Raw genomic sequence first — 21,981 nt, 5'->3', positions numbered from 1 at the left:
AACCGTTTTTTTGTTTTTTTAACTCTCTGGAGAATTTCATGACCGTCGAACGTTACATCCGCATCATTGCCGGCCTCTTCATCCTGGCTTCGCTCGCACTCGGCATCGAGGGCAGCCCGCTGTTTGTGAGCAAGTGGGCCCTGGCCTTTACCGCCTTTGTGGGCTTCAACCTGTTCCAGTTCGGGTTCACCAACATGTGCCCGCTCGGCTTCATCCTCAAGAAACTGGGCGTGCCCGAGTCCAAGTTTTCCTGCGGTACCTGATCCTGTTCATCTTCAACCCGGAGGCGCCATGAGCGACACCCTCGTCCAGGTCAGCCTGGTTCAGCAGCACGACTACCGCTTTGACATCCAGTTTGGCGGAGCCATTCCGGTGCTGACCGGCGATGAACCGGCGCCCCTGGGGACGGGTCTCGGGCCCTCGCCGGTGCAGCTGCTCAGCGCCGCCGTCGGCAACTGCCTGAGCGATTCGCTGCTGTTTGCGCTGCGCAAGTTCAAGCAGGCCCCGGAGCCGATGCGCTGCGACATCACCTCGCAGGTGGGCCGCAACCCGGAAGGGCGCCTGCGGGTGCTGGCCATGACAGCGCAGATGACGCTGGGTGTGCCGGCTGCCTCGCTGCAGCACCTGGACCGCGTGCTCGAGCAGTTCGAGGCGTTCTGCACCGTCACCCAGAGTGTGGGACAGGGCATTCCGATCACCATCGAGATTTCCGACAGTACCGGTCAGCGCCTGAAATAAATCGTGCCGGTCTTCCACACCTTCCGCTTCCAGGCACAGGGGGATTCTTCATGAAAAGAGGCATCATCCCTTGCCGGGAAAGCGCAGGCTGCTATCAAAACAGTAGCATCAGGCGATGACTTCCAGCCTGCCTTCTTCTGCGGCTTCCTTCGCTGCATCTTTCGCCTTGTTGCCGCCCGACGATGCGCAGCGTGCCGTGTTGCACAACGAACTGCATGCGCGACCCTCGGCCCGCGTGCGGCTGCCGGCGCTCATCATCTACGTGGCGGTGCTCAATGCCGGCGTGACGCGCGAGCAGGAGTGCGCGCACCTGCGCCGCCTGCCGGGCCAGCAGGATTTGCCGCTGGACAGCCTGCAGGGCAACTTCCTGAGCCTGCGCTGCGAGGGTTACCTCGTCCAGTGGGAGCGGCACACCGAGTTCACGCGTTACGCCATCGTGCAGTCGCTGCCCGCCAGCGCGCTGTTGGGTGCCACCGAGCCGCCCCTGCTGTCGGCCCCGGTGGTCGCGCCGGGCTGGCTGCCTGGCATTCCCGGGAAAACGGTGGCCGCCATCCAACTGGCCATGGTTCATGGCGATCTGTCCGGCGAGGGGGCCCTGATGGCACAGGCGCTGGCCTGGTTCGGAGGCCGTGCCGTGGTGGCTTCGCAGCTGGGCAACGGACACTCGTGGGCGCTGACCGCATTTCACCTGGGCGTCGACGGTTTCGAGCGCATGTTGGTGATCGCCCCGCCGGTCATGACCGACATGCGTGCCGGCCGCATCTCCCAGCGCCTGCTGGAACTCGAAACCTACCGCCTGATGGCGCTGCGCGGCCTGCCCGTGGCCAAGGCGCTGGGCCCCATGCTGGCCGAGGCCGAAGGGCAACTGGCCGACATCACGGCGCGGCTCGAAAACAAATCGGCCTCCGACCAGGAGCTGCTGGACACCCTGGTGTCGCTGGCGGCCCGGGTGGAGCGCGCCACGGCCGAGCACAGCTACCGCTTCTCGGCCACGCGCGCCTACAGCGCGCTGGTCGGCCAGCGCATCGCGGAGCTGCGCGAGAAACCCATTTCCGGCACCCAGCTCCTGGGTGAATTCATGCAGCGCCGCCTGTCGCCGGCCATGGCCACGGTAGAGGCCACGGCACAGCGGCTGGCTTCCCTGTCCGAGCGGGTGTCGCGCACCAGCGCGCTGCTGCGTACGCGCGTGGACATTGCCACCGAGGTGCAGAACCAGCAACTGCTGGAAAAACTCACGCGCGGGCAGGAACTGCAATTGCGCCTGCAATCCACGGTGGAGGGCTTGTCGATTGCCGCCATCTCGTATTACGTGGTGAGCCTGTTGCTGTATGTGGGCAAGGCGTTCAAGGCTGCCGGTGCGCCCATCAACCCTGAGATCGCCGCCGGCGCCCTGATTCCGCTGGTCTTGTGGGGCGTGTGGCGCACCACGCGCCGCATCCACGAAAAAATTCGCGCACCATGAACTTCTGGGATCAGCGTTATTCCGGTCCGGACTACAAATACGGCACCAGCCCCAATACCTTTCTGCGTGAGCAGGCCGACCGCCTGACGCCGCCCGCCGACGTGCTGGTGCCGGGTGATGGCGAAGGACGCAATGGCGTCTGGCTGGCCCGGCAGGGGCACCGCGTGACGGCGGTGGACTATTCGGAGGTCGGCCTGAAGAAGGCGCGCGAACTGGCAGCCAGCCACGGTGTCGCGCTGACCACCATACTGGCCGACCTGGGTGAGTGGTCGCCCCCACCGGCTGCCTTTGACGCCGTGGTGCTGATTTACACCCACCTGCCGGGCGCCATCCGTTGCGCAGCCCACCGCCGCTTGGCGCTGGGCCTGCGCCCCGGCGGCTGGCTGGTGCTGGAGGCCTTTCATCCCGCACAACTGGCGCACACCAGCGGGGGCCCCAAAGACCCCGACATGCTTTACACCCCCGAGATGCTGGCCGGCGATTTTGCCGGCCTGCTGGCTCCGGTGCTGTCATGGGAGGGCGACACTGCCCTGTCCGAAGGCCCGGGCCATCAGGGCCCGGCCCATGTCACGCGCTGGGTTGGCCAGCGTCTGAGATGAAATTTTCTGCACCCCCGCAAGGGGTGCGTGCGAAACAGAGCCCAATTTTTTTATTCACTTGAAGCCAGGAGCTACCCATGAAAACCGCCCATGATCTCGTCGCCGCCGCCAAAACCCGCGTGCAGGAAATTACCGTGTCAGACGCTGAAACCGCCCTGCGCGATGCCGACGTGCTGGTGGACGTGCGCGAAGCCGATGAATACGCCGCCGGCCACCTGGCCGGTGCGGTCCTCGTCCCGCGCGGCCTGCTCGAGTTCAAGTTCAGCAGCACCCCGGCGCTGCAACCGCGCGACCTGAAGATCGTGCTGTACTGCAAGACCAGCGGACGCGCCGCCCTGTGCGGCGCGGCCCTGCACGAGATGGGTTACCTGAACGTGCAGTCGATTGCCGGCGGCTTCGATGGCTGGGTGGCGGCCGGCAAGCCGGTGGTCAAGCCGGAGGCACCGTCCTTTGAATGATGTCCTGCACGTTTGCCCGCGTGGCCCGCAGCGGCCGCAGGGAGTCTGGTCATGAGGTGGCTGGACCGCATTCCACTGGTCTGGCTGGTCGTCCTGGCGCTCTGGATGGCCGTGGCGCCGATCACGCCCGAACCGCACCTGATTGAAAAATTGCGGATGCTGGGCCAGGGCACGCTGTCCCGACCCCTGGACATCTTCGACCTGTTCATTCACGCCATGCCCCTGGTGCTGTTGGTTCTGCGACTCTGGCGCAGGGTGACCGCCGCACGCGCTGGCGCACGGGAGCCCTGAGCCTGCCGCGGCAGGTGTCCTGATTGTGATGAAAAGTGCCTTCAGACCTTGCCTGTATTGCGCCAGTAGCTATCTAATAGATAGCAAATTCTGGTCACAGGAAGTGCTTGTGCCACTGCCACGTTCCCTCACGGACCATGGCCTTGGCAGAGGCTGGGACGGTGCAGGGCGCGACCGCAGCAGATCCGGGTGCCATGGCGCTCGAAGGGGCCGGATGGCCCCCACGCCACCTTGATGCACGGCGTGGGGATGTCGACCAGAGCTCAGGCCAGATCGAAGCGGTCAGCGTTCATGACCTTGGTCCATGCGGCGACAAAGTCCTTCACGAACTTTTCCTGGTTGTCGTCCTGCGCATAAACCTCGGCATAGGCGCGCAGGATGGCGTTGGAGCCGAACACCAGATCCACCCGGGTGGCTGTCCACTTGACCTGACCCGTCTTGCGGTCGCAGATGTCGTACAGGTTTTTGCTGGTGGGCTTCCACGTGTAGGCCATGTCGGTCAGGTTCACGAAGAAATCGTTCGTCAAAGCACCTGCGCGATCGGTCAACACGCCGTGCCGTGTGCCGCCGTGGTTGGCGCCCAGAACGCGCAGGCCGCCCACCAGCGCCGTCATCTCGTGGGCGGTCAAGCCCATCAGCTGCGTGCGGTCGAGCAACAACTCTTCGGCACTGACCGCGTAGTCCTTCTTGAGCCAGTTGCGGTAGCCGTCATGGACAGGCTCCAGCGCTTCGAACGATTCGACATCCGTGGCATCCTGGGTCGCATCACCACGGCCCGCAGCGAACGCTACCGTGATGTCGAAACCCGCGGCCTTGGCCGCCTGCTCCACGCCGAGGTTACCGGCCAGCACAATCACATCCGCCACACTGGCGCCACTCCCGGTGGCAATGCCTTCAAGCACGCCCAGCACCCTGGCCAAGCGCGCGGGTTCATTGCCTTCCCAGTCTTTTTGCGGGGCGAGCCGGATGCGGGCACCGTTGGCGCCACCGCGCATGTCCGAACCACGGTAGGTGCGGGCACTGTCCCAGGCGGTGGTGACCATGTCGCTGACGCTCAGGCCGCTGGCTGCAATTTTTGCCTTCACCGCTGCCACGTCGTAGTCGGTGCGGCCTGCGGGTACCGGGTCCTGCCAGATCAGGTTTTCCTCGGGCACCTCGGGTCCGATGTAGCGGGCCTTCGGACCCAGGTCGCGGTGGGTCAGCTTGAACCAGGCGCGCGCAAAGACTTTCGAGAAGTAGTCGGGGTCCTTGTGGAAACGCTCGGCAATGACCCGGTAGGCCGGGTCCATCTTCATGGCCATGTCGGCATCGGTCATCATGGGCATGCAGCGGATAGAGGGGTCTTCCACGTCCACCGGCATGTCTTCTGGCCGGATGTTCACCGGCTTGTACTGCCAGGCGCCAGCCGGGCTCTTGGTAAGTTCCCAGTCATAACCGAGCAGCAGCTGGAAGTAGCCGTTATCCCACTGGGTCGGATGGGTCGTCCAGGCGCCTTCGATGCCGCTGGACATGGTGTCGCGGCCAATGCTGCGGGTGGTTTTGTTCATCCAGCCCAGGCCTTGTTCGTCCACATCGGCGCCCTCGGGGACGGGGCCCAGCAGTTTGGCATCGCCATTGCCATGGGATTTGCCAACCGTGTGCCCCCCGGCGGTCAGGGCCACGGTTTCTTCGTCGTTCATCGCCATGCGCAGAAAAGTCACGCGAACGTCTTGCGCGGTTCTGAGCGGGTCAGGCTTGCCGTCGACGCCTTCCGGGTTGACGTAAATCAGGCCCATCATCACGGCGGCCAGCGGGTTTTCCAGATCGCGCTCGCCGGAGTAGCGGCTGTTTTCGCTGCCGCTGGGGGCCAGCCATTCTTTTTCGGAGCCCCAGTAGATGTCCTCTTCCGGATGCCAGATGTCGGTCCGGCCAAAGGCAAATCCGAAGGTCTTCAGGCCCATGGATTCATAGGCCACAGTACCGGCCAGGACGATCAGGTCGGCCCAACTGAGCTTGTTGCCGTATTTTTTCTTGATGGGCCAGAGCAACCGACGCGCCTTGTCCAGGTTCACGTTGTCGGGCCAGGAGTTCAGCGGCGCGAAGCGCTGGTTGCCTGTGCCGGCGCCGCCGCGGCCGTCGGCGATGCGGTAAGAGCCGGCCGAGTGCCAGGCCATGCGAATCATCAGGCCGCCATAGTGGCCCCAGTCAGCGGGCCACCAGTCCTTGCTGTCGGTCATGAAGGCGGTCAGATCCTTCTTGAGCGCTGTGACGTCGAGCTTTTTGACTTCTTCCCGGTAGTTGAAGTCCTCGCCCATGGGGTTGGTCTTGGTGTCGTGCTGATGGAGGATGTCCAGGTTCAGCGCCTTCGGCCACCACGCCATGTTCGAGTTGCCGGTGGCCGTGTTACCGCCGTGCATCACCGGGCATTTGCCAGCAGTGTTCAGATTCTTCAGGTCCATATAAATCTCCGTTCATGGCATCGTCAATTGAAGTTCGCCAAAGTGAGACGATCTGCTGTGAAGAGCCTGTCGTACCGCACTGTTTGAAAGATTTCAAACACCGCGTGCCACCTTTTCGATCGAAGATTCAGTGTACTTACCGGGAGGCGTTTTGAATGTCATTTTTAACAATCGCCCCGATAGTCCAGGGGCAGGAAGCCCACACGGCGAGCGGCAAGTTTCAATGCGCGCCAATGTTTCAGCCGGGCTGTTGTTAAAGGACCGCCAGCGTCGGCTGGAACAGCACTCCCCGGTCGTTGCAGGGCGGCGTTCCTCTCATCATGAACTGTTTGGGCCAGGTCAAGCTTTGAACACCCAGGCGCGCTGATATGTGCATCAGCCAGCCTACGATAGCGTCTCTGTCTGGCACCTGCCGCCGAACCTGATGCGTAATCATGAAGATCCAGTTGACCCCATGGACTGCCGCCATTGCTGGCGCCGCCGCCGCATGGACGCTTGACAACGGCCAGGTGATTCAAGTGCAGTACCTGCGGACCGAAGCTCAACTGCGCCAGGCCCTGGCCCTTTTTCCTTGATGCTCCTCACAAGCGCCATCGCATTGATCAGCGCGCTGGCGCTGCGCCGCGGTGCCCACGCGCTCATCTTGCGCGGGCTGCGGGCGCCACGGCTGGCGCACCAACGCACGCCGGGTGATGTGGGGCTGGCCGCCGAGGTGGTGCGCTTGCCCACGGCGCAGGGCAAAACGCTGTTTGCCTGGTTTGTGCCGGTACCCGGCCAGACGCCAAGCCCGGCGGTGGTGGTGATGCACGGCTGGGGCGCCAACGCCAGCCTGATGTTGCCAGCGTTGGCGCCACTGCACGCTGCCGGTTTTGCCGTGCTGCTGGTCGACGCCCGCTGCCACGGCCAGAGTGACGACGCAACGTTTACCTCGCTGCCCCGGTTTGCGGAAGACATTGAAGCCGGTCTGGACTGGCTGCACCAGCAAGCGCACATTGACAAGAGGCGCCTGGCTGTCATGGGCCACTCGGTGGGCGCCGGAGCCGCCCTGCTGTGTGCAACGCGGCGACCGGATGTGCAGGCTGTGGTAAGCCTGAGTGCCTTCGCCCACCCCCGCGACATCATGCGCTCGCTACTGGCAGAGGCGCGTATTCCTTACCCCGTGCTGGGCTGGTACGTGATGCGCCATGTGCAGGCGGTGATTGGCGCGCGCTTTGATGACATTGCCCCACTGGCCAGCATGGCCCGCCTGCGTTGCCCGGTGTTGCTGGTGCATGGCACTGACGACGCCGTGGTGCCCTTTGGCGATGCCCAGCGGCTGCAGGCTGCCGGGTCGCCCGGCCAGGTGCAGTTCCTGGCTGTCACCGGCGGGCATGATCCCAGCACCGCGCTGGCGGTGCATCTGCCGGCACTGATCGGGTTTTTGCGGCAGGCCATTTCAGGAGCCCTACCCGGGCCGCCCGCTGCATTGGTTGCCAACTACACCGATTCGCCAGGGCTTTAGCACGGCTGGGACGAGATCAGCACTTGCGTAGCAGGGTGACACGCATCGGGCGCGCGAAGTGTGCCCCGTCCGCTGTCATGTGCGACTCAAAGCGTTCACGTACAGCCTGCAAGGTAGGGGCGTCCAGCCGGTGATCGACGAATGTCACGCCGATCATGCGCTGTTCGAACTCGGCAAAGTCGCGGTAGTGCACCGGCATGTCGAAGAAGGTTTCGGTCACTTGCTCCCATGCGCCTGAAGCCACCGCTTCGCGCACTGCGCGCAACGCTGCGGCACGCACCTGCTCCTCATCGTGGAACAGGCGAATGACCTCGTTCAGCGCTCCGGAAAACACCGGTTCTGAAATATAGAGCAGGCCTTCCGGTCGCAGCACACGGTGCACTTCCGCCAGCGCTTGGCGCAGCTGATCCAGCGGGACATGGTGCAAGGATTTCAGCATCAGCGCCAGATCGAAACCTTGCGCCTCAAAGGGAATGGCCTGCGCACCCGCCTGAACGAATTGCAGGCGCTGCTGCGGGTTGAGCAGGTTCTTGGCGTGTTGGCGCTCGTCCACCTCCAGCCCTGTGACTTCGCACCTTGGCCATCGAGCCAGCAACTGGCGCGACAGGTGTGCGGCACCGCAGCCCAGTTCGATGATCTGCGGGTGCTGGTTCAGGTCGACCAGCGATTGCAGCAAGTCGAGTTCGTCGGTGATCAGTGGTGTGTTCATGCAGTGAAGTCGTGATGAATCGATTGGACCCGGAGTTTGCAGGCAAATGACATGAAGTTTGTGAAAAATATGGATCTAGCGCTCGTGTTTATTGGTTATATAGCTATATTAAGAGTAGCAAACGAATGCCTGTTTCCACGCAGGTTGTCATTGGCAGTTGTTGTGGAGTTTCCATTTTTCCTCGTGCCCGATGGCTTTGGCGAACTCCGGCACCTTGCAGCGCTGCGCATCGGCCGGGTTGTCTGATTCGGTGGGCGAGGCCGGGTTAGCAGGCGCGGCGTGTTGCGATGGCGGCCCGCCGGTGCGGTACACCGCCTGTGCCACGGTTGCGGTCAGCCCGGCAAACACCACCACCACCGCCACTTGGGCCAAGCTGACTTTTGAGCCAGTGCCAGCGGGAATCTCGCACACACCACCGGGGCAGAGCTGGGCCTTGTCTTTGTTGAACACGTTGTAAAGCTTGCACCCGATGCAGATACCGAACGCCGATTCAAAAAACATCAGAGTGAGACAAGCACCGCAGACCAGCAGGTTGATGGGCCCCACCACGCTGTTAAGCACCATCAGGTACAACATGACCAGCGCCAGCACAAAACCGATGGCCCACGCAAAGCGCTTTTGCGGCGCGCCCACCCATTCTGGTTGTTGCTTGCGCACGGCCCATTGCCCCAGGATGAGGCTGGGCGCGTGGATTGGATTGATGAAGATCCGTATGCTGAAGTCCATCAAAAAAACCACTACAAAAACCCGCGTGGGCAGAAAGTTCCCCAGTAGCCAGGCGTTCATGAATGCAATCATGGCAAAGAAGAAAAAAATGCCGGCGCTGGCACGCACGGCCCGCTCGTTGAGAACGGGCACCAGGTAGTCCGGGTGGTCCTGTCCAAACTGGAATATGGCTTGTTTCATGGAATCTCAATTCATAAGCAATTTCTTAATTATTGCTGAATCCGGGCCCAAATCTCTGGGGAACCCACAGCTTTGTCCAACGCTACTCAAGTGCCTTGAGCTTGCGGTAGAGCGAGCGCTCGCTGATGCCCAGCTTCTGTGCCAGCTCCGCGCGACTGCCGCGATGGCTGGCCACCAACTGATGCAGAGCCTTGCGCTCGATGGTCTTGAGCGAGCCAGTTGCCAAGGTGGCGTGCGCCAGGCCGCGGGCGTCAGTGTCGGCGGCGGGGACTTGCGGCTGGCGCTGCAGTGCGTTGACCGGGCGCCGGCCCGACATCAGCGCCTGCTCAACATGAGCGACCTCCAGCGTATCGCCATCACATAGCAAGGCCGCCCGCTCCAGAAGGTTTCTCAACTCACGTACATTGCCGGGGAAGTCCTGCACTTGCAGCAAATGCAGGGCAGGTTCGCTGATCTGCAGCTTGCGCTGTGGCGCCACGCGCGCCAGCAGGGCCGCTGCCAACAGGCCAATGTCCTCGCGCCGCTCGCGCAGGGCGGGCAGGTGGATGGGGAAAATGCTCAGCCGGTAGTAGAGGTCTTCACGGAAACGTCCCTCGGCCACCATGCGCTCCAGGTCGCGGTGGGTGGCGGCGACCACGCGGATGTCGGCATGGCGCAGCTCGGTGCTGCCGACGCGGCGGTAGGTGCCGGTCTCCAGCAGGCGCAGCAGCTTGACCTGCATGGTCAGCGGTATGTCGCCGACCTCATCGAGAAACAGCGTGCCGCCGCTGGCGGCTTCCACCAGGCCGGCTCGGGCTGTGTTTGCGCCGGTGAAGGCACCCCGTTCGTGGCCGAACAACTCGGACTCAAACAGGTTGTCGGGCAGGCTGGCACAGTCCACCGCCACCAGGGCCCGCTGGGCGCGCGGACTGGTCTCATGCACCGCCCGGGCCACCAGTTCCTTGCCCGTGCCTGATTCCCCGAGCAGCAGCACTGTGGCCTGCGACGGTGCAACCCGCGCGACCAGCGCCAGCATGTGCTGGAAGGCCGGCGCGCGCCCGATCAGGCCCTGGGCCGCAGGCTGGCCCTGCGCCGCGCGCTGCGTCGCGATTTTCTCGACAAAAAAAGTTTGCCGGCCCTTGTGGTCTCGCAGCGGCGCGAGCTCGATGTTGACGTACTCCTCGCCCCGTGGCGTGTGATGCAGGTGCAGCACCCGCTCACGCTGCCCGGATTCGCGCGACTGGGCCAGCGGACAGGACTCGCCGGCCTGGTCGCAAGGAACGCTGAAGTGGTGCGAGACCTCATGGCAGAGCTGGCCCGCGACCTCGCGCCCGGCGCTGAACTGGCGGCGGTAGGCGGCATTGGCCGCAAGGATGCGGTACTGCGCGTCGAGCAGGATGTGAGGTTCGGCCAGGCCTTCGAGGTAGGACGCCAGTTCCGGCAGGGGTTGCGCGGCGAGGTTTTTCATGCTGCCAGCAGTGTACTGCCGGCTGCCAGAAACTGCCAGAAACTGCCAAAAATGACAGTCGTGACGGAGCCGGACATTCGGTGAACAAGCAGCAGCCCTTGATTGAATTGGCTTTTTTCCCCAGAGCCGGGGCGGCACGTTTCTTGAGAACAGGGTGATGGCCAAACACGGCGAAAGCGCAGTGCCTTCACCGTGACACGGCAGAGGAACATCATGACACCGGCTTTCACCTTTCCTGAACTACCAGCCAGCCCGGCCCCTGCCGGCGACATGCCTGCCCACGATGCGGAGCGCCGCCAGGTGGTGCTGCTTGCCGCAGCGGTGGCGGGTGTGGGCATGGCGGCCGTCGCTGTCCCTTTTGTCTCGAGTTTCGCGCCCAGTGAGCGTGCGCGAGCCATGGGTGCCAGCGTGGAAGTCGATATTTCCGACATACCGCCCGGCGGCATCAAGACCGTGGAGTGGCGCGGCAAGCCGGTGTGGATCATGCGCCGCACGCCCGAGATGCTGGCGAGCCTGCCCTTGCTCGATGCCAGCCTGGCCGATCCCGGCTCCAGAAAAGCCCAGCAGCCCGACTACGCGCGCAACCCGCAGCGCTCCATCCGACCCGAGGTGTTTGTGGGTGTGGGCATATGCACCCACCTGGGTTGTTCGCCCAACCAGGTGCCCGCCGGCGCCGGCAACCCCAGCCTGGGTGCGGACTGGGCAGGCGGATTTTTCTGCCCCTGCCATGGCTCAACCTTTGACCTGGCCGGGCGGGTGTTCAGGAACAAGCCGGCGCCCACCAACCTGGAAGTGCCGCCGCACCGATACATCGCTGACGGCAAGCTGCTGATCGGTGAAGACAGTAGCGGTTCGGCCTGATTCAGTCAAAATCGGCCCTGGCGACCGTGGATATTACGCTGACGCTATAAAAACAGGAGCGTTCGCGGAGCTCCTCGCCGCGCTTTCAGGGAGCAGCAGCCGGATAACCGACCGTCTGCGACAGCAGGACCTGCTGGTCATGGCTCAGGCCCAGCGCGTCGGCGATGGCGGCGCGGTCTATCCAGGCGCGTATCACCGTGGCCAGGCCGCTGCTGGCCGCAAACAGGTAGACGTTCTGCGTGATGGCGCCGGCGGCGACATGGGCGTAGGCCTCGCGCTGCCCGGCCGGCACCAGCGACATGCGCGGGTGGTTGGCGACGTAGACCAGGTCCATGGGCGCCTCATCCACGAAATCCTGGTAGCCGGTCACACGCCGCAGGTCGGCGCCGGCGACCAGCTGCAGTTGATGCCCGGCGGCGTCGTAGAAATAGGTGCCTTCAGGCAAGGCCACATAAATGTCGATTTCCTGCGCGTTGAGGGCCGACGGCGCGGTGCGTCCGCCATCGGTCCGGTTGACGCCGCAGGCGGCCCAGAGCAGGCCCGACAGCAACTCGAGCGGCAGCGGGTCAGGCTTGTAGTCGCGGCGCGACTGGCGCTGGGCCAGGGCCTGCATCAACGGCAGCCCGGCCTGCCGGTCGGGCGGCGGCAGGCTGATCTGGGCCGCCGCGTTGCCCAAGGCCGGCTGCGGTCGCAGTTTGCCCATCATGCCGAGGGCGAGCTTGGTCAGGGTGGTCATGTCGTTGCTCCTTGTGTCTGTTTCTGCCTAAACCGCTTTGGTCATGTAGCCCATCCACGGCCAGTAGGTCAGCGCGAAGATGACCAGCAGCGCCATGGCGGCCAGCGTGATCACCAGGCCGGTGCGCACGAAGTCGCGTGCGTCGAAGGTGTCCGTGCCGTAGGCGATCATGTTCTGCGGCGCGTTGACTGGCAGGATGAAGCCGAAACTCACCACGAACTGCAGCAGCATGGTCATGCCGATCACGTTGATGCCCGGCGTCTGGACCGCCGTCAGCACGCTGATGATGATGGGGATCATGGTCGAGGCCAGCGCCGTGGCGCTGGCAAAGCCGAGGTGGATCACGATCAGGAACAGCGACAGCAGCATCAGGATCGCAAACGCGCTGGCCTGCTGCAGCCCCAGGTGCTGGACGATCAGGTTGGCCAGCCAGCCGGCCGCGCTTGTTTTCAGCAGCGCGGTGCCCACGCTGATGCCGACGGCAAACAGGATCACCGTGCCCCAGGGGAAGCCGCGCTGCGACTCCTTCCAGTCCATCACGCCCAGGCGCGGCACCAGCATCAGGGCAATGGCCGCGATGGTGGTCGAGGAGGTGTCGAAGTTGTGCAGTACTTTTTCGGTGGCCCAGAAGCCCAGCAGCACCAGCACGATGACCAGCAGCTTCCATTGCCGCAGCGTCATCGGCCCGATCGCTTCGAGTTGTTGCCGGATGGTGGCCTGGCCACCTGCAATTTCCTTCATCTCCGGTTTCATCAGGCGGGTCATGATGAAATACACCGCCACGCTCAGCACGGCCGAAAAGGGCGCACCGGCAATAAACCACTCGGTCCAGCTGATACTGGTGCCGAACTGCTTCTCGATGAAACCGATGGCCACCATGTTTTGTGCCGCCGCCGTCTTGATGCCGATGTTCCAGACGCTGGCGGTTTGCGCCGCGGTGATCACCAGCAGGCCGGCAAAACGGCTGCGCCTGTCGACCTTGAAAGCCAGGATGAAGCCCATCATGATGGGCACCAGGCAGGCGACACGCGCCGTGGTGCTGGGCACGATGAAGGAGAGCAGGAAACCCGTCACCATGGCGCCGATCACGATGTGGTTGGTACCCGCGTCCACTTTCGACAGAACCTTGAGCGCGATGCGCCGGTCCAGCCCGGTGGCAGACATCGCCGCGGCAATGAAACAGGCCGCAGCTACCAGCGCCACGGCGCTGTTGGAAAACCCGGACAGGGCCAGGCCGAGCGCGGCGCCGGTGCCCATGTCGGGGCCGGCGGGCCTGGCCGCATCGGGTGCATAGGCCAGCAGGAAAATCATGAGCGCGCCTATGACCACCGAGCTCACGGCGTAGTCGAGCGCCTCGGTCATCCAGACAATCACGGCAAAGGCCAGGATGGCCAGCATCACCTGCCCGGCCGCGGGCAGGCCCTGCAGTGCCGGCATCCAGACGATGGCCAGCAGGGCCGCCAGGGCGGCGACCAGGCCGACCCGCTTGACGATGTCGCTGCCGGGCTTGCCGGGCGCGGGAGTGATGGGGGGCGCAAGGGGTGGCGCCATGGGTGCAGGGTTCATGGGGGTCTTTCCTGAGTGGATGGAGTGGGGTTGGCCATTCATCCCTTGTTGATCTTATTGAGCGCGTTGTCCGAGCCGCCGCAGTTTGGCCAGCCAGCGGCCGGCGTCGTTCGCCTTGAAGTTGCCGGCCATGCCGATCAGCGTTTCATGCACGGGGGCAATGCCGACGAAGCCGAGGATGTTGCGCTCCAGTGACTTGACGCTGTGCGCGCGGAAATACCAGCGGTACACCAGGGCCGGCATGCCCATGGTCACGACAACACGGGCCGAACGGCCTGTCAGCCCTTTTTTGGTGAAGGTCGCGTGGCCCGTATCGTGCTCGAAGGCAAAACCGGGCCTGGCGACCTGCTCCAGAAAACCCTTGAGCAGGGCCGGCATGCCGCCCAGCCAGAGAGGAAAGAACAGCACGATGTGTTCGGCCCATCGGATGTCCACCTGCGCCTGCTTCAAGCCGGCGGGCAGCGGGTCTTCCTCCCAGGCCTGCTGGCTGCGCAGCAGCGGGAAATCGAGTTCGGCAACCTGGATGACACGCACGGTATGTCCCGCTTCTTTCGCGCCCTCGGCATAGGCGGCCGCCAGCGCGTGGCACAGGTGGGGCATGGTGGAATCGGGATGGCCCTGGATCAGAGCGATGCGTTTCGCTGTCATTGTTTGGCATCCTTTTTGTCGGCGCAGAGCGCGCGCACGGCGCGGGCCAGCAGCGGGGCCATGCGTATCGCGTTGGAAGGGTGCGTGATGGTGTCGCAGGTCAGCACACGCGTGACGCCTGCTTCGAGCAGCTGGCGTTGAGCCTCGGCGTCGAAGAGCGCATGCACACCTATGCACAGCGGCGCACCCAAGCCGGCTTTTTTAAGGAGCCGCGTGGCGGCCAGCATGGTTTGCCCGGTAGAAATGATGTCGTCGAGCAGCACCGGGGTCCGTCCCGGCCAGCGTTCGCGGCCGGCCAGCCGGACACCCACATCGCGGTCGCCCCGCCGTGTCTTGGCCAGCACGGTCCAGGGGGCGCCGGCCAAGCCTGCCACTTCGGCGACCCATTGTTCGCTTTCCTGGTCGGGTCCGATCAGCCAGGGCGCTTCCACGTGGCTGCGCAGCCAGCGCGCAATCAACGGTGCGGCCGGGATGACCTGCGTGCGGATGCTGTACACCTCGCCCAGGCTGTGGATGCGGTGCAGGTGCGGGTCCACGGTGACCAGAAAGTCCAGCGAAGCGGACAGCAGCCGGGCATAGCTGTGGGAGGTCACCGCTTCGCCAGGCTTGAAACGTTTGTCCTGTCGCATGTAGGCCAGGTAGGGCGCGACCAGTCCGACCTGCCGGGCGCCCAGCTCACGCGCCGCGTCGGCGGCAAAAATCAGCGGCAGGGTCTTGCCATCGGGCTGGTCCAGGCTGCCGGCCAGCACCACGCAGCGGCCTTTGACCGGCGCATCGATACGCACCCCGGTTTCGCCGTCGGGAAACCGGTGCAGTTGCAGGCTGGCGTAGTCGCAGCGCAGGCGGCTGGCGAGGCCGGCCGCGAGCTGCTCACCACCGGGGATGGCCAGGACCAGCATCAGGCCTCTTCCATCACATGCACCGCTTCGGCCTGGGAGGTGGCGTACTCCAGGGCATAGGCGAGTTCGCCCGGCGTTGCCGCATGCAGCGTGAACAGCGGCTGGCCGCGCTCGACCACCGTGCCGAGCTGCACATTCATGTCGATGCCCGCACACGCCGCCGAAGGGGCGCCGGCCAGTTTGGCGATGCGCGCCAGGCGCCGGTTGTCGATGGCGATCACGGTGCCGCCATGCCGGGCCCGCACGGCTTGCTGGTGGGTGGCCACCGGTGGCTCGCGCAGGCCGCCCTGCGCCTCGCAGATCTCCTGGAATTTTTGCCAGGCGCGGCCGTCTTCCAGTACTGCGGTGGCCTGGGCCAGGCCGGCCCCGGCGGGTGCCGCGCCACCGAACTCGAGAATCTGCCCGGCCAGCTGCAGCGCACGCAGCGCCAGGTCGGCCGGAGCCCGCGTTTCGCGGCGCAACACGGCCAGCACGTCGCGCGCCTCCAGCGCGGGGCCGATGCCGCGGCCCACCGGGGCCACGCCGTCGGTCTGCACCACACGCACCTGCATGCCCAGTGCCTGACCGACCTGCTCGAGCTGCTGCCCCAGCAGGTGGGCCGCGTGCGCGCTGCGAACCTTGGCCGTCAGCCCGACCGGCATGTCGATCAGCACATGGGTGGCGCCGGCCGCGGCTTTCTTGGACAGGACCGAGGCGACGAGTTGCCCCTGGCTGTCCAGGTCCAGCGGGCGCTCGACGCGAATCAGGATGTCGTCCGCGGGGCTGAGCCGCACGGCTCCGCCCCAGACAATGCAGCCGCCGGTGCGGTCGACCACGCGCCGGATCTGTGCCACGTCCAGGTCCACCGGCGCCAGCGTCTCCATGGTGTCGGCGGTGCCTGCAGGCGAGGTGATGGCGCGTGAGGAGGTCTTGGGCATGCGCAGCCCGCAGGCCGCGATGATGGGCACGATGATCATGGTGGTGCGGTTGCCGGGCAAGCCGCCCACGCAGTGTTTGTCCATGACCAGGCCCTTGCCCCAATGGATGCGCTCGCCCACGTTGACCATGGCGCGGGTCAGCGCGATGGTTTCCTCCGTGTCCAGATGGTCGCCGGCGCAGGCGGTGACGAAGGCCGCGAGCTGCAGGTCCGAGTAACGCCCGGCTGCCACGTCCGCGATTACCGCGTCGATGGCGACCTGGCCGAGGCGGCGGCCGTAGACCTTGGCGCGCACATGGCTCAGCGATTCGAGCGGTGCGGGATGGTGCAGGGAGATTTCTTCCCCCGGCTGCGCATGAAGCAGGCGCCAGGCCGCTTCGGACAGGCCGGCTTCGTCGACCGCGAGAAAGTCTCCGGTCACCACATTGAGCGTGGCCACGATGGTGTAGCCATTGAGCCGCAGTTCCACACGCGACCGTGCCTCGAAGCCTTCCGAGTGGCAGATGGGACAGTCGCGGTGCATGTAGAGCACCGGTTCCTGGTAGGTGTCGATGCCCAACCTGCGCAGCCGCAGCCGGTTGACAGCGGGAGGGGCAGGGGACGGTGTTGCTTGCATGGAGATCCTTCGCGCCACTGTAGGCAAGGCGAGTATCGCTGGCCTTGATAAAACGCAAGTCCGGCTTCCGTGCCGGGGGCTCACCGGTGGAAGATCACGCGGGTTTGTCTGGTGCCATAGGGCGCACAAAAGAAAGCTCGTCCCCCGACAGGGGTTCCACGACTTCCCGCACGTGTTCAAGCACCGTCACGTTGGCCTCCGAGGCATCGCCGCGGCGGGCCAGCAGGCGTTCACGCAGCACGGGCAAGGGCGCCTCGCAGTGCACGATGGAAAACGGCACACCCAGGTTTTGTGCCAGTGCGTGCGCCTGGTCCCGTTCGGTGCGACGCGGGAAAGCCGCGTCGAGGATCACCGGATAACCGGCCTGCAATGCCGTGCGCGCCAGGCCGAACAGCTGCGCATAAGTGCGCGCAGTGGTGTCCGCGTTGTACAGGTCCAGCCCCCGGGCTCGCGAATCCTCCAGCATGCCCAGGCCGTACAGGCGCTTGCGCTCCACGTCCGAGCGCAGACGGATCGCGCCCTCCTGCTCTAGAAGGCGCTGCGAGACCCAGGTTTTTCCCGACCCCGGCAGGCCGTGCATGATGGACAGCCCGGCCTTGCCCGGCCGGGCCCAGGCCAGCGCCGTCGCCAGGTAGCGGCGGGCTGCGTCGCTCCCGGCGCTGCGCAGGTGCTCCACCTGGGCGCGGACCAACGCCCGGTAAACCACGGAAAAGCGCAGTGCAGGCAGGCCGGCGTGGTCGCCCGTCCGGTCCAGCCAGGCATTGAGGAAGCGAAAACACAGGTCCTGCCGCTGGTGGGCAGCAAGGTCCATCACCACGAAGGCCGCATCGTCGAGAATGTCGATCCAGCGCAGTGCCGGGTCGAACTCGATGCCATCGAAGGCCGCGACATGGTCTTCAAGACGCACCACGTTCGCCAGATGCAGGTCGCCATGGCATTCGCGCACATGCCCGTCCGCCTGGCGGGAGCTCCACAAGGGCGCCAGTGCGTCGGCCTCCGCCGTCAGCCAGGTTTGCAGCGCCGACAGCGCGGCTTCGTCAGCCAGCGGCCGCGCGCCTTCGAGCGCGGCCAGCGCGATGCCCCGGCGCTGGTCGGCGCCGGAAAAATCATCCGCGGCAGTGGCACGCGGCGCATTTTCATGAAAATCGGCCAGCAAGGCGGCCAGCTGATCGACGTCCTTGTTGTCCAGGGTGCCTGCGGCGATTCTTTCGCTGAAGAGCGCTCCCGGGGGAAAGCGGCGCATGCGCACCGCGTATTCCAGCACCGTCCCGGCACCGTCGATGTTGGGCGACGCGGGCCCGCCGGTGATGGCTGTGACGCCCAGGTACAGCCCGGGCGCCAGCCGCCGGTTCAGCCGGACCTCTTCCTCGCAGAAATGGCGCCGGGCTTGCAGGCTGCTGTAGTCGACGAAGGGCAGGTGCACCGGCTTCTTGATCTTGTACGCGGTGTCCGCGGCCAGCAGCACCCACGAAATATGGGTCTCGATCAATTCGGCGTGCAAGGCGCCGGCCAGCGTGGTGACCAGGGCGTGGGCGGCGTTCAGCGCAGCGTTGGAAGTCGGCATGGTGCGATCGGTATCACGGTCAGGGCTTGCGTACTTGTACCCTGCTGCCGTCACGCAGTGTGGCGGGCGGGTAAACAATCACGGTCTGGCCTTCGGTCAGGCCGCTGCGCAGCCAGGCCTCGTTGTTGTTGCGCGCGCCGACCTCGACCGGCTGCAGCCGCGCTTCACGACCGTCCAGCCGGTAGACCGCCATGCCCTTGCCGTGGGGGAACAGCGCCCCCAGAGGCGCGAGCACGGCCTGCTCGACACTGGCCGTAATGATCCGCACCGATACCCGGAAGCCGTCGCCCATGCTGCGCCATGCTTCGGGCGGGTTGCTGACGTCGATCAGTACATTGACGCGCTGCTCTTCGATGCCCAGCGCAGAGACCTTGGTGAAGGCCGCCGGTTCCACGCGGCGCACCACGCCCTCGACGGGCGGCCCGCCCCAGCGCTCGATCACCACGCGGCGCCCGGCCGTGGCCTGCACGGCGTCGGTGGTCAACAGTTCGCTGATCACCTCCATCCGCTGGGGGTCGCCTATGTCCAGCAAGGCGGCACCGGCGGCAAGGGTGGCCTCGCTGGGCTGCGGCACGCGCAGCACCACCCCGCTGACCGGCGAACGCACGCTCAGCGGCCGGGTGCTGCTGCTGCCGGCAGCGGCCGGTTGCAGCGCCGCCGCGGCCTGGGCCTTTTCCTGCACCGCCATTTCACGCTCCGCGTCCGCCACCTCCAGTTCGCGGCGGGCGCCCGACTGGGCCAGCCGGACCGCATCGAGCTTCGAGGCCGACAGGAATCCTTCACCGGCGAGTTTCTCGGTGCGCTCCTTTTCCAGTTGAGCCTCCTGCAGGGAAATTCTGGCGCGCGCCACGCGGGCCGAGGCGCGCTCCACCCCGGCAGCGGCCGCTTTCAGCCGCGCTGTCGCTTCGCGCACGCTGCGTTCATCGACCATCGATGACATGACCGGCGTCAGCACGGCCACGACGTCGCCAGCGGCCACAGGGTCACCCTCGCGCAGCACCATGCGTGCCACGCGTGCGGCCACCGGCGCCGAGACGGTGTAGCGGTCCTTGATCCGGGTGCGTCCATCCTCCTCGATCGACTGCTCGAAATGCCCCTGTTTGATTACAGCGGTTTCGACTTCGACGGGTCGCGGCGAAAAGGCCCAGACCAGCGCCGCAAGCACGGCGACGCCTGCCGCTATCCATAGCCAGGTTGTCTTTTTCAGTTTCAGCACATTCATTCCCTGTTTCCCCTGTTCCTTATTCCCTGGTCTTGAGCGCAGCCACCATGTCGAGCCGGTCGATCCGCCGTCGCACCACCAGGGCGCTGGCCACGCCGGCGGCGACCACGCAGATGGCCGCCCAGGCATAGGTTCGCGGCTGGATCACCACTGGAAACTGGAACTGGTCGGATTGGAGCAGTTCCGCGATCAGGTGTACCAGGCCCCAGCCCATCAGCATGCCCAGTGGCAGTGCAATGGCGATGCTGATGGCCAGTTCACCGAGCAGCAAGACCGAGACTTCAGCGCGTGTGAAGCCCAGCACCCGCAGGCTGGCCAGCTCCCACGTTCGCTCCGACAGCGCAATACGTGCATTGTTGTACACCACACCCACGGCAATCACGCTGGCAAACACGGTGAGAACCAGGCTCATGAGGCGGACATTGCGAGCGCTGACTTCCTGCATGTTGCGCAGCAGGTTGGCTTTGCTGAAAGTACCCGCGACGCGCGGCAGGCCCTGGCTGGCGGCCAGGAAGGCGGCTTCGCTGCCGCGCTGCAACGCCACCGCATACTGCGAGGCCACGTCGCCCTCGCGCATCAGCCGGTTCAGCGCGCGGCGCTCCATGTAGGCGTTCAGCCCCATCATTTCCTGTGCGGTAGCTGCCAGTGTCAGCTGCAGCGTCTCGCGGCGTCCTTCGAGCACTTCGGTACGCACGGTGTCACCCACGCGCAGGCCCAGCTTGCTGGCCAGGCGGTCGGTCATCACCAGGCCGCCCTCGGGCAGAGGCACTTCCTGGCCGCGGATGTCGATGATGCGCCGCAGCTCGGGGCTTTCTGCATAACCCTGGATGAGGCCGCGCTCGCTGACTGCGCCGTTGACGAAGCGAACCGGAACGTCGCGGGTTGCCTCCACCGCGATCACCCCGGGCATGCGCGCCACCTCATGGCGGGCCTCATTGCCAATGGGGTCGCTCATCCACAGGATCACGTCGCTGCGCATGGCCAGGGAGAACTGGGTGTCCACAATATGGTCGATCGCGTCGCGTATGAAATTGCCCATCACCACAATGGCCACGGCTGCGGCCACCCCGGCAATGGACAGTCCGGTGCGCAGCGGTCGGCGCTCCATGTTGCGCAGGATCATCTGCAGGGCCGGTTTGACCCCCTTGACACCCAGGCGCTCCAGCAGCGTGCGCCGAAAGTGCCCCGGCGCGGGCGGACGCATGGCCTCAGCCGGTGCCAGGCGAACGGTGGCGCCGATGGCACTGAGTGTGCCGACCACGGCGGTCGCCAGCGTCAGGCCCGCGCCCACCACCAGCAGCCACGGCGCAAGGTGGTGCTCGAAAGCCGGAAAGTAGAAGAAGTCGGCATACAGCCGCGTGAAGGCGCCCCCCAGCCAGTCGCCGAGCCAGATACCCAGCAAGAGCCCCAGGATGACGATCACCAGCACCAGCTTGAGATAGTGCGCGCCTATGCTGCGGTTGGCGTAACCCAGCGCCTTCAGGGCTGCAATCTGTTCCCGCTGTGTAGATACCAGCCGCGACACCACCACATGCAAAAGGAAGGCTGCCACGCCGAGAAAGATGGAAGGCAGCACCGTGCCCAGCACCTGCTGCTCCTTGATCTCGGCGTCGAGCATGGCGTGTGATGTCTGGTCTTCGCGGCCATAGGCTTCTCCCGCGCCGTAACGTGCCAGCACCCGGCTCATGCGGGCAATCACGTCGCGCTGCGATGCCCCGGGGGCAAGCTTGATACTCACGCGGTTGAAGGCGCCCTGCATGTCGTAGGCCGCGGCCAGGGTATCGCGGTCCATCCAGAACACCCCGAAGCCGCGCTGGTCGGGGCTGCCGCCCAGGCCGGCAAAAATATACTCCGGCGACAGCGCGATGCCGGCGATCAGGAGTGTGCGTTGTTTCCCGTTGATCAGCGCGGTGAAGATGTCGCCCGGTTTGACGCCCCGCGATGTCGCGAAGCCGGCCGAGACCAGCACCTCGATGCGGCCGTCGCTGCGTGCGCCGGAGGAGAGTCCCGCGTGGTCAAGTGCCCGGCCGCGAGAAACGCTCACCTGATTCATGCGCGGCAGCTGTTTGCGGTCCACGCCGATCAGCTGGCCGAGGATGGGGTCACTCACCCCCGGAGCCGCTATGCGGACCACCTGCTCGATGGTGGTCTGCACGTCGGCCACGCCGGGCACCTCCCGAAGTGTCTCCATCAACGCGTTCGGGGCGCGTTTGACCGTGGCGAACACATCGGCAAAATGTGCCTCGGCATAAAAACGTTCGCGTGCCAGGCCCAGCGAGTCCACCGCGCTCAGGCTGGTGATGAAGCCGCCTATGCCGCTGGCCACCACCAGTGCGATGGTCAGGCCCTGGCTCCACAGCAGCCGCAGGTCCCTCAGCAACTTCCGGTCCAGTGCTTTCACGGC

At 65.3% G+C, this 21,981-nt stretch carries 21 protein-coding genes; 9 read left to right on the top strand and 12 right to left on the bottom strand.

The window, feature by feature from the left end:
• Nucleotides 1–38: 38 nt before the first annotated feature.
• From B7X65_RS03675 to B7X65_RS03650, 6 genes are all read left to right on the top strand, one after another.
• Nucleotides 39–263, top strand: a complete 225-nt coding sequence (locus tag B7X65_RS03675) for a DUF2892 domain-containing protein (RefSeq protein ID WP_293592775.1) — start codon at nucleotides 39–41, stop codon at nucleotides 261–263.
• A gap of 28 nt (nucleotides 264–291) precedes the next feature.
• On the top strand, nucleotides 292–738 hold the full coding sequence (locus tag B7X65_RS03670) for an OsmC family protein (RefSeq protein WP_293592773.1): 447 nt from the start codon (nucleotides 292–294) through the stop codon (nucleotides 736–738).
• A gap of 115 nt (nucleotides 739–853) precedes the next feature.
• Nucleotides 854–2,200 carry a DUF3422 family protein gene (locus tag B7X65_RS03665; RefSeq protein WP_293592771.1) on the top strand — a complete coding sequence of 449 codons (1,347 nt, stop codon included), beginning with the start codon at nucleotides 854–856 and terminating at the stop codon, nucleotides 2,198–2,200.
• Nucleotides 2,197–2,799, top strand: a complete 603-nt coding sequence (locus B7X65_RS03660; RefSeq protein ID WP_293592768.1) for a class I SAM-dependent methyltransferase — start codon at nucleotides 2,197–2,199, stop codon at nucleotides 2,797–2,799. The genes B7X65_RS03665 and B7X65_RS03660 overlap by 4 nt, the downstream gene beginning before the upstream one ends.
• A 77-nt stretch (nucleotides 2,800–2,876) precedes the next feature.
• A complete protein-coding gene (locus B7X65_RS03655) occupies nucleotides 2,877–3,257 on the top strand; it encodes a rhodanese-like domain-containing protein (protein WP_293592766.1) in 381 nt (126 codons plus the stop codon).
• 51 nt (nucleotides 3,258–3,308) lie between these two features.
• Nucleotides 3,309–3,548 carry a hypothetical protein gene (locus B7X65_RS03650; RefSeq protein ID WP_293592764.1) on the top strand — a complete coding sequence of 80 codons (240 nt, stop codon included), beginning with the start codon at nucleotides 3,309–3,311 and terminating at the stop codon, nucleotides 3,546–3,548.
• Between the two features lie 263 nt (nucleotides 3,549–3,811).
• Here B7X65_RS03650 and katG read toward each other — a convergent pair whose 3' ends face one another.
• Nucleotides 3,812–5,986, bottom strand: coding sequence for a catalase/peroxidase HPI (gene katG / locus B7X65_RS03645; RefSeq protein ID WP_293592762.1), 2,175 nt, complete (start codon nucleotides 5,984–5,986; stop codon nucleotides 3,812–3,814).
• Between the two features lie 434 nt (nucleotides 5,987–6,420).
• Here katG and B7X65_RS03640 point away from each other — a divergent pair, with 434 nt between their 5' ends.
• Together B7X65_RS03640 and B7X65_RS03635 are read left to right on the top strand one after the other, a co-directional pair.
• The gene (locus B7X65_RS03640) at nucleotides 6,421–6,561 is read left to right on the top strand and encodes a hypothetical protein (RefSeq protein WP_293592760.1); all 141 of its coding nucleotides are present in this window, start codon (nucleotides 6,421–6,423) and stop codon (nucleotides 6,559–6,561) included.
• Nucleotides 6,561–7,487: an alpha/beta fold hydrolase gene (locus B7X65_RS03635; RefSeq protein WP_293593017.1), complete on the top strand. Its 927-nt coding sequence runs from the start codon at nucleotides 6,561–6,563 to the stop codon at nucleotides 7,485–7,487. The genes B7X65_RS03640 and B7X65_RS03635 overlap by 1 nt, the downstream gene beginning before the upstream one ends.
• Before the next feature lie 16 nt (nucleotides 7,488–7,503).
• Here B7X65_RS03635 and B7X65_RS03630 read toward each other — a convergent pair whose 3' ends face one another.
• From B7X65_RS03630 to B7X65_RS03620, 3 genes are all read right to left on the bottom strand, one after another.
• Complete coding sequence (locus B7X65_RS03630; protein ID WP_293592758.1) at nucleotides 7,504–8,196, bottom strand: class I SAM-dependent methyltransferase; 693 nt, start codon at nucleotides 8,194–8,196, stop codon at nucleotides 7,504–7,506.
• 147 nt (nucleotides 8,197–8,343) lie between these two features.
• Nucleotides 8,344–9,102 carry a DUF4395 domain-containing protein gene (locus B7X65_RS03625; protein ID WP_293592757.1) on the bottom strand — a complete coding sequence of 253 codons (759 nt, stop codon included), beginning with the start codon at nucleotides 9,100–9,102 and terminating at the stop codon, nucleotides 8,344–8,346.
• Between the two features lie 82 nt (nucleotides 9,103–9,184).
• Entirely contained in the window at nucleotides 9,185–10,549 is a 1,365-nt protein-coding gene (locus tag B7X65_RS03620) for a sigma-54-dependent Fis family transcriptional regulator (RefSeq protein ID WP_293592756.1), read from the bottom strand.
• Between the two features lie 270 nt (nucleotides 10,550–10,819).
• Between B7X65_RS03620 and petA the strand changes: the two genes are divergently transcribed.
• Nucleotides 10,820–11,410 (top strand): ubiquinol-cytochrome c reductase iron-sulfur subunit, encoded by a 591-nt coding sequence (gene petA, locus B7X65_RS03615; protein WP_293593015.1) that lies wholly within the window; start codon nucleotides 10,820–10,822, stop codon nucleotides 11,408–11,410.
• An 85-nt stretch (nucleotides 11,411–11,495) separates the two neighbouring features.
• Here petA and B7X65_RS03610 read toward each other — a convergent pair whose 3' ends face one another.
• The 8 genes from B7X65_RS03610 to B7X65_RS03575 all read right to left on the bottom strand — a co-directional run bounded on the left by B7X65_RS03610 (nucleotide 11,496) and on the right by B7X65_RS03575 (nucleotide 21,978).
• Entirely contained in the window at nucleotides 11,496–12,146 is a 651-nt protein-coding gene (locus B7X65_RS03610) for a SagB/ThcOx family dehydrogenase (RefSeq protein WP_293592755.1), read from the bottom strand.
• A gap of 27 nt (nucleotides 12,147–12,173) precedes the next feature.
• Nucleotides 12,174–13,697, bottom strand: coding sequence for a DASS family sodium-coupled anion symporter (locus B7X65_RS03605; protein ID WP_293593013.1), 1,524 nt, complete (start codon nucleotides 13,695–13,697; stop codon nucleotides 12,174–12,176).
• Nucleotides 13,698–13,766: 69 nt separating this feature from the next.
• A complete protein-coding gene (locus B7X65_RS03600) occupies nucleotides 13,767–14,360 on the bottom strand; it encodes an NAD(P)H-dependent oxidoreductase (protein WP_293592754.1) in 594 nt (197 codons plus the stop codon).
• Entirely contained in the window at nucleotides 14,357–15,259 is a 903-nt protein-coding gene (locus B7X65_RS03595) for a ribose-phosphate pyrophosphokinase (RefSeq protein WP_293592752.1), read from the bottom strand. The genes B7X65_RS03600 and B7X65_RS03595 overlap by 4 nt, the downstream gene beginning before the upstream one ends.
• Nucleotides 15,259–16,791: a thymidine phosphorylase family protein gene (locus B7X65_RS03590; protein WP_293592750.1), complete on the bottom strand. Its 1,533-nt coding sequence runs from the start codon at nucleotides 16,789–16,791 to the stop codon at nucleotides 15,259–15,261. The genes B7X65_RS03595 and B7X65_RS03590 overlap by 1 nt, the downstream gene beginning before the upstream one ends.
• Nucleotides 16,792–16,885: 94 nt before the next feature.
• Nucleotides 16,886–18,355: a bifunctional aminoglycoside phosphotransferase/ATP-binding protein gene (locus B7X65_RS03585; RefSeq protein ID WP_293592748.1), complete on the bottom strand. Its 1,470-nt coding sequence runs from the start codon at nucleotides 18,353–18,355 to the stop codon at nucleotides 16,886–16,888.
• 19 nt (nucleotides 18,356–18,374) lie between these two features.
• On the bottom strand, nucleotides 18,375–19,577 hold the full coding sequence (locus B7X65_RS03580; protein WP_293592746.1) for an HlyD family efflux transporter periplasmic adaptor subunit: 1,203 nt from the start codon (nucleotides 19,575–19,577) through the stop codon (nucleotides 18,375–18,377).
• Nucleotides 19,578–19,596: 19 nt separating this feature from the next.
• Nucleotides 19,597–21,978, bottom strand: coding sequence for an ABC transporter permease (locus B7X65_RS03575; protein WP_293592745.1), 2,382 nt, complete (start codon nucleotides 21,976–21,978; stop codon nucleotides 19,597–19,599).
• Between the last annotated feature and the right edge of the window lie 3 nt (nucleotides 21,979–21,981).

It is taken from the genome of Polaromonas sp. 39-63-25 (genome assembly GCF_002278925.1).
Taxonomy (GTDB): domain Bacteria; phylum Pseudomonadota; class Gammaproteobacteria; order Burkholderiales; family Burkholderiaceae_C; genus Polaromonas.
The sequence above is the reverse complement of the archived record's forward strand: the minus strand, read 5'-3'. Positions and strand labels throughout refer to the sequence as shown.

Coding starts and splice junctions, on each gene's coding strand:
- B7X65_RS03675 (WP_293592775.1), top strand. CDS start 39: ATGACCGTCGAACGTTACATCCGCATCATTGCCGGCCTCTTCATCCTG.
- B7X65_RS03670 (WP_293592773.1), top strand. CDS start 292: ATGAGCGACACCCTCGTCCAGGTCAGCCTGGTTCAGCAGCACGACTAC.
- B7X65_RS03665 (WP_293592771.1), top strand. CDS start 854: ATGACTTCCAGCCTGCCTTCTTCTGCGGCTTCCTTCGCTGCATCTTTC.
- B7X65_RS03660 (WP_293592768.1), top strand. CDS start 2,197: ATGAACTTCTGGGATCAGCGTTATTCCGGTCCGGACTACAAATACGGC.
- B7X65_RS03655 (WP_293592766.1), top strand. CDS start 2,877: ATGAAAACCGCCCATGATCTCGTCGCCGCCGCCAAAACCCGCGTGCAG.
- B7X65_RS03650 (WP_293592764.1), top strand. CDS start 3,309: ATGAGGTGGCTGGACCGCATTCCACTGGTCTGGCTGGTCGTCCTGGCG.
- katG (WP_293592762.1), bottom strand. CDS start 5,986: ATGGACCTGAAGAATCTGAACACTGCTGGCAAATGCCCGGTGATGCAC.
- B7X65_RS03640 (WP_293592760.1), top strand. CDS start 6,421: ATGAAGATCCAGTTGACCCCATGGACTGCCGCCATTGCTGGCGCCGCC.
- B7X65_RS03635 (WP_293593017.1), top strand. CDS start 6,561: ATGCTCCTCACAAGCGCCATCGCATTGATCAGCGCGCTGGCGCTGCGC.
- B7X65_RS03630 (WP_293592758.1), bottom strand. CDS start 8,196: ATGAACACACCACTGATCACCGACGAACTCGACTTGCTGCAATCGCTG.
- B7X65_RS03625 (WP_293592757.1), bottom strand. CDS start 9,102: ATGAAACAAGCCATATTCCAGTTTGGACAGGACCACCCGGACTACCTG.
- B7X65_RS03620 (WP_293592756.1), bottom strand. CDS start 10,549: ATGAAAAACCTCGCCGCGCAACCCCTGCCGGAACTGGCGTCCTACCTC.
- petA (WP_293593015.1), top strand. CDS start 10,820: ATGCCTGCCCACGATGCGGAGCGCCGCCAGGTGGTGCTGCTTGCCGCA.
- B7X65_RS03610 (WP_293592755.1), bottom strand. CDS start 12,146: ATGACCACCCTGACCAAGCTCGCCCTCGGCATGATGGGCAAACTGCGA.
- B7X65_RS03605 (WP_293593013.1), bottom strand. CDS start 13,697: ATGGCGCCACCCCTTGCGCCCCCCATCACTCCCGCGCCCGGCAAGCCC.
- B7X65_RS03600 (WP_293592754.1), bottom strand. CDS start 14,360: ATGACAGCGAAACGCATCGCTCTGATCCAGGGCCATCCCGATTCCACC.
- B7X65_RS03595 (WP_293592752.1), bottom strand. CDS start 15,259: ATGCTGGTCCTGGCCATCCCCGGTGGTGAGCAGCTCGCGGCCGGCCTC.
- B7X65_RS03590 (WP_293592750.1), bottom strand. CDS start 16,791: ATGCAAGCAACACCGTCCCCTGCCCCTCCCGCTGTCAACCGGCTGCGG.
- B7X65_RS03585 (WP_293592748.1), bottom strand. CDS start 18,355: ATGCCGACTTCCAACGCTGCGCTGAACGCCGCCCACGCCCTGGTCACC.
- B7X65_RS03580 (WP_293592746.1), bottom strand. CDS start 19,577: ATGAATGTGCTGAAACTGAAAAAGACAACCTGGCTATGGATAGCGGCA.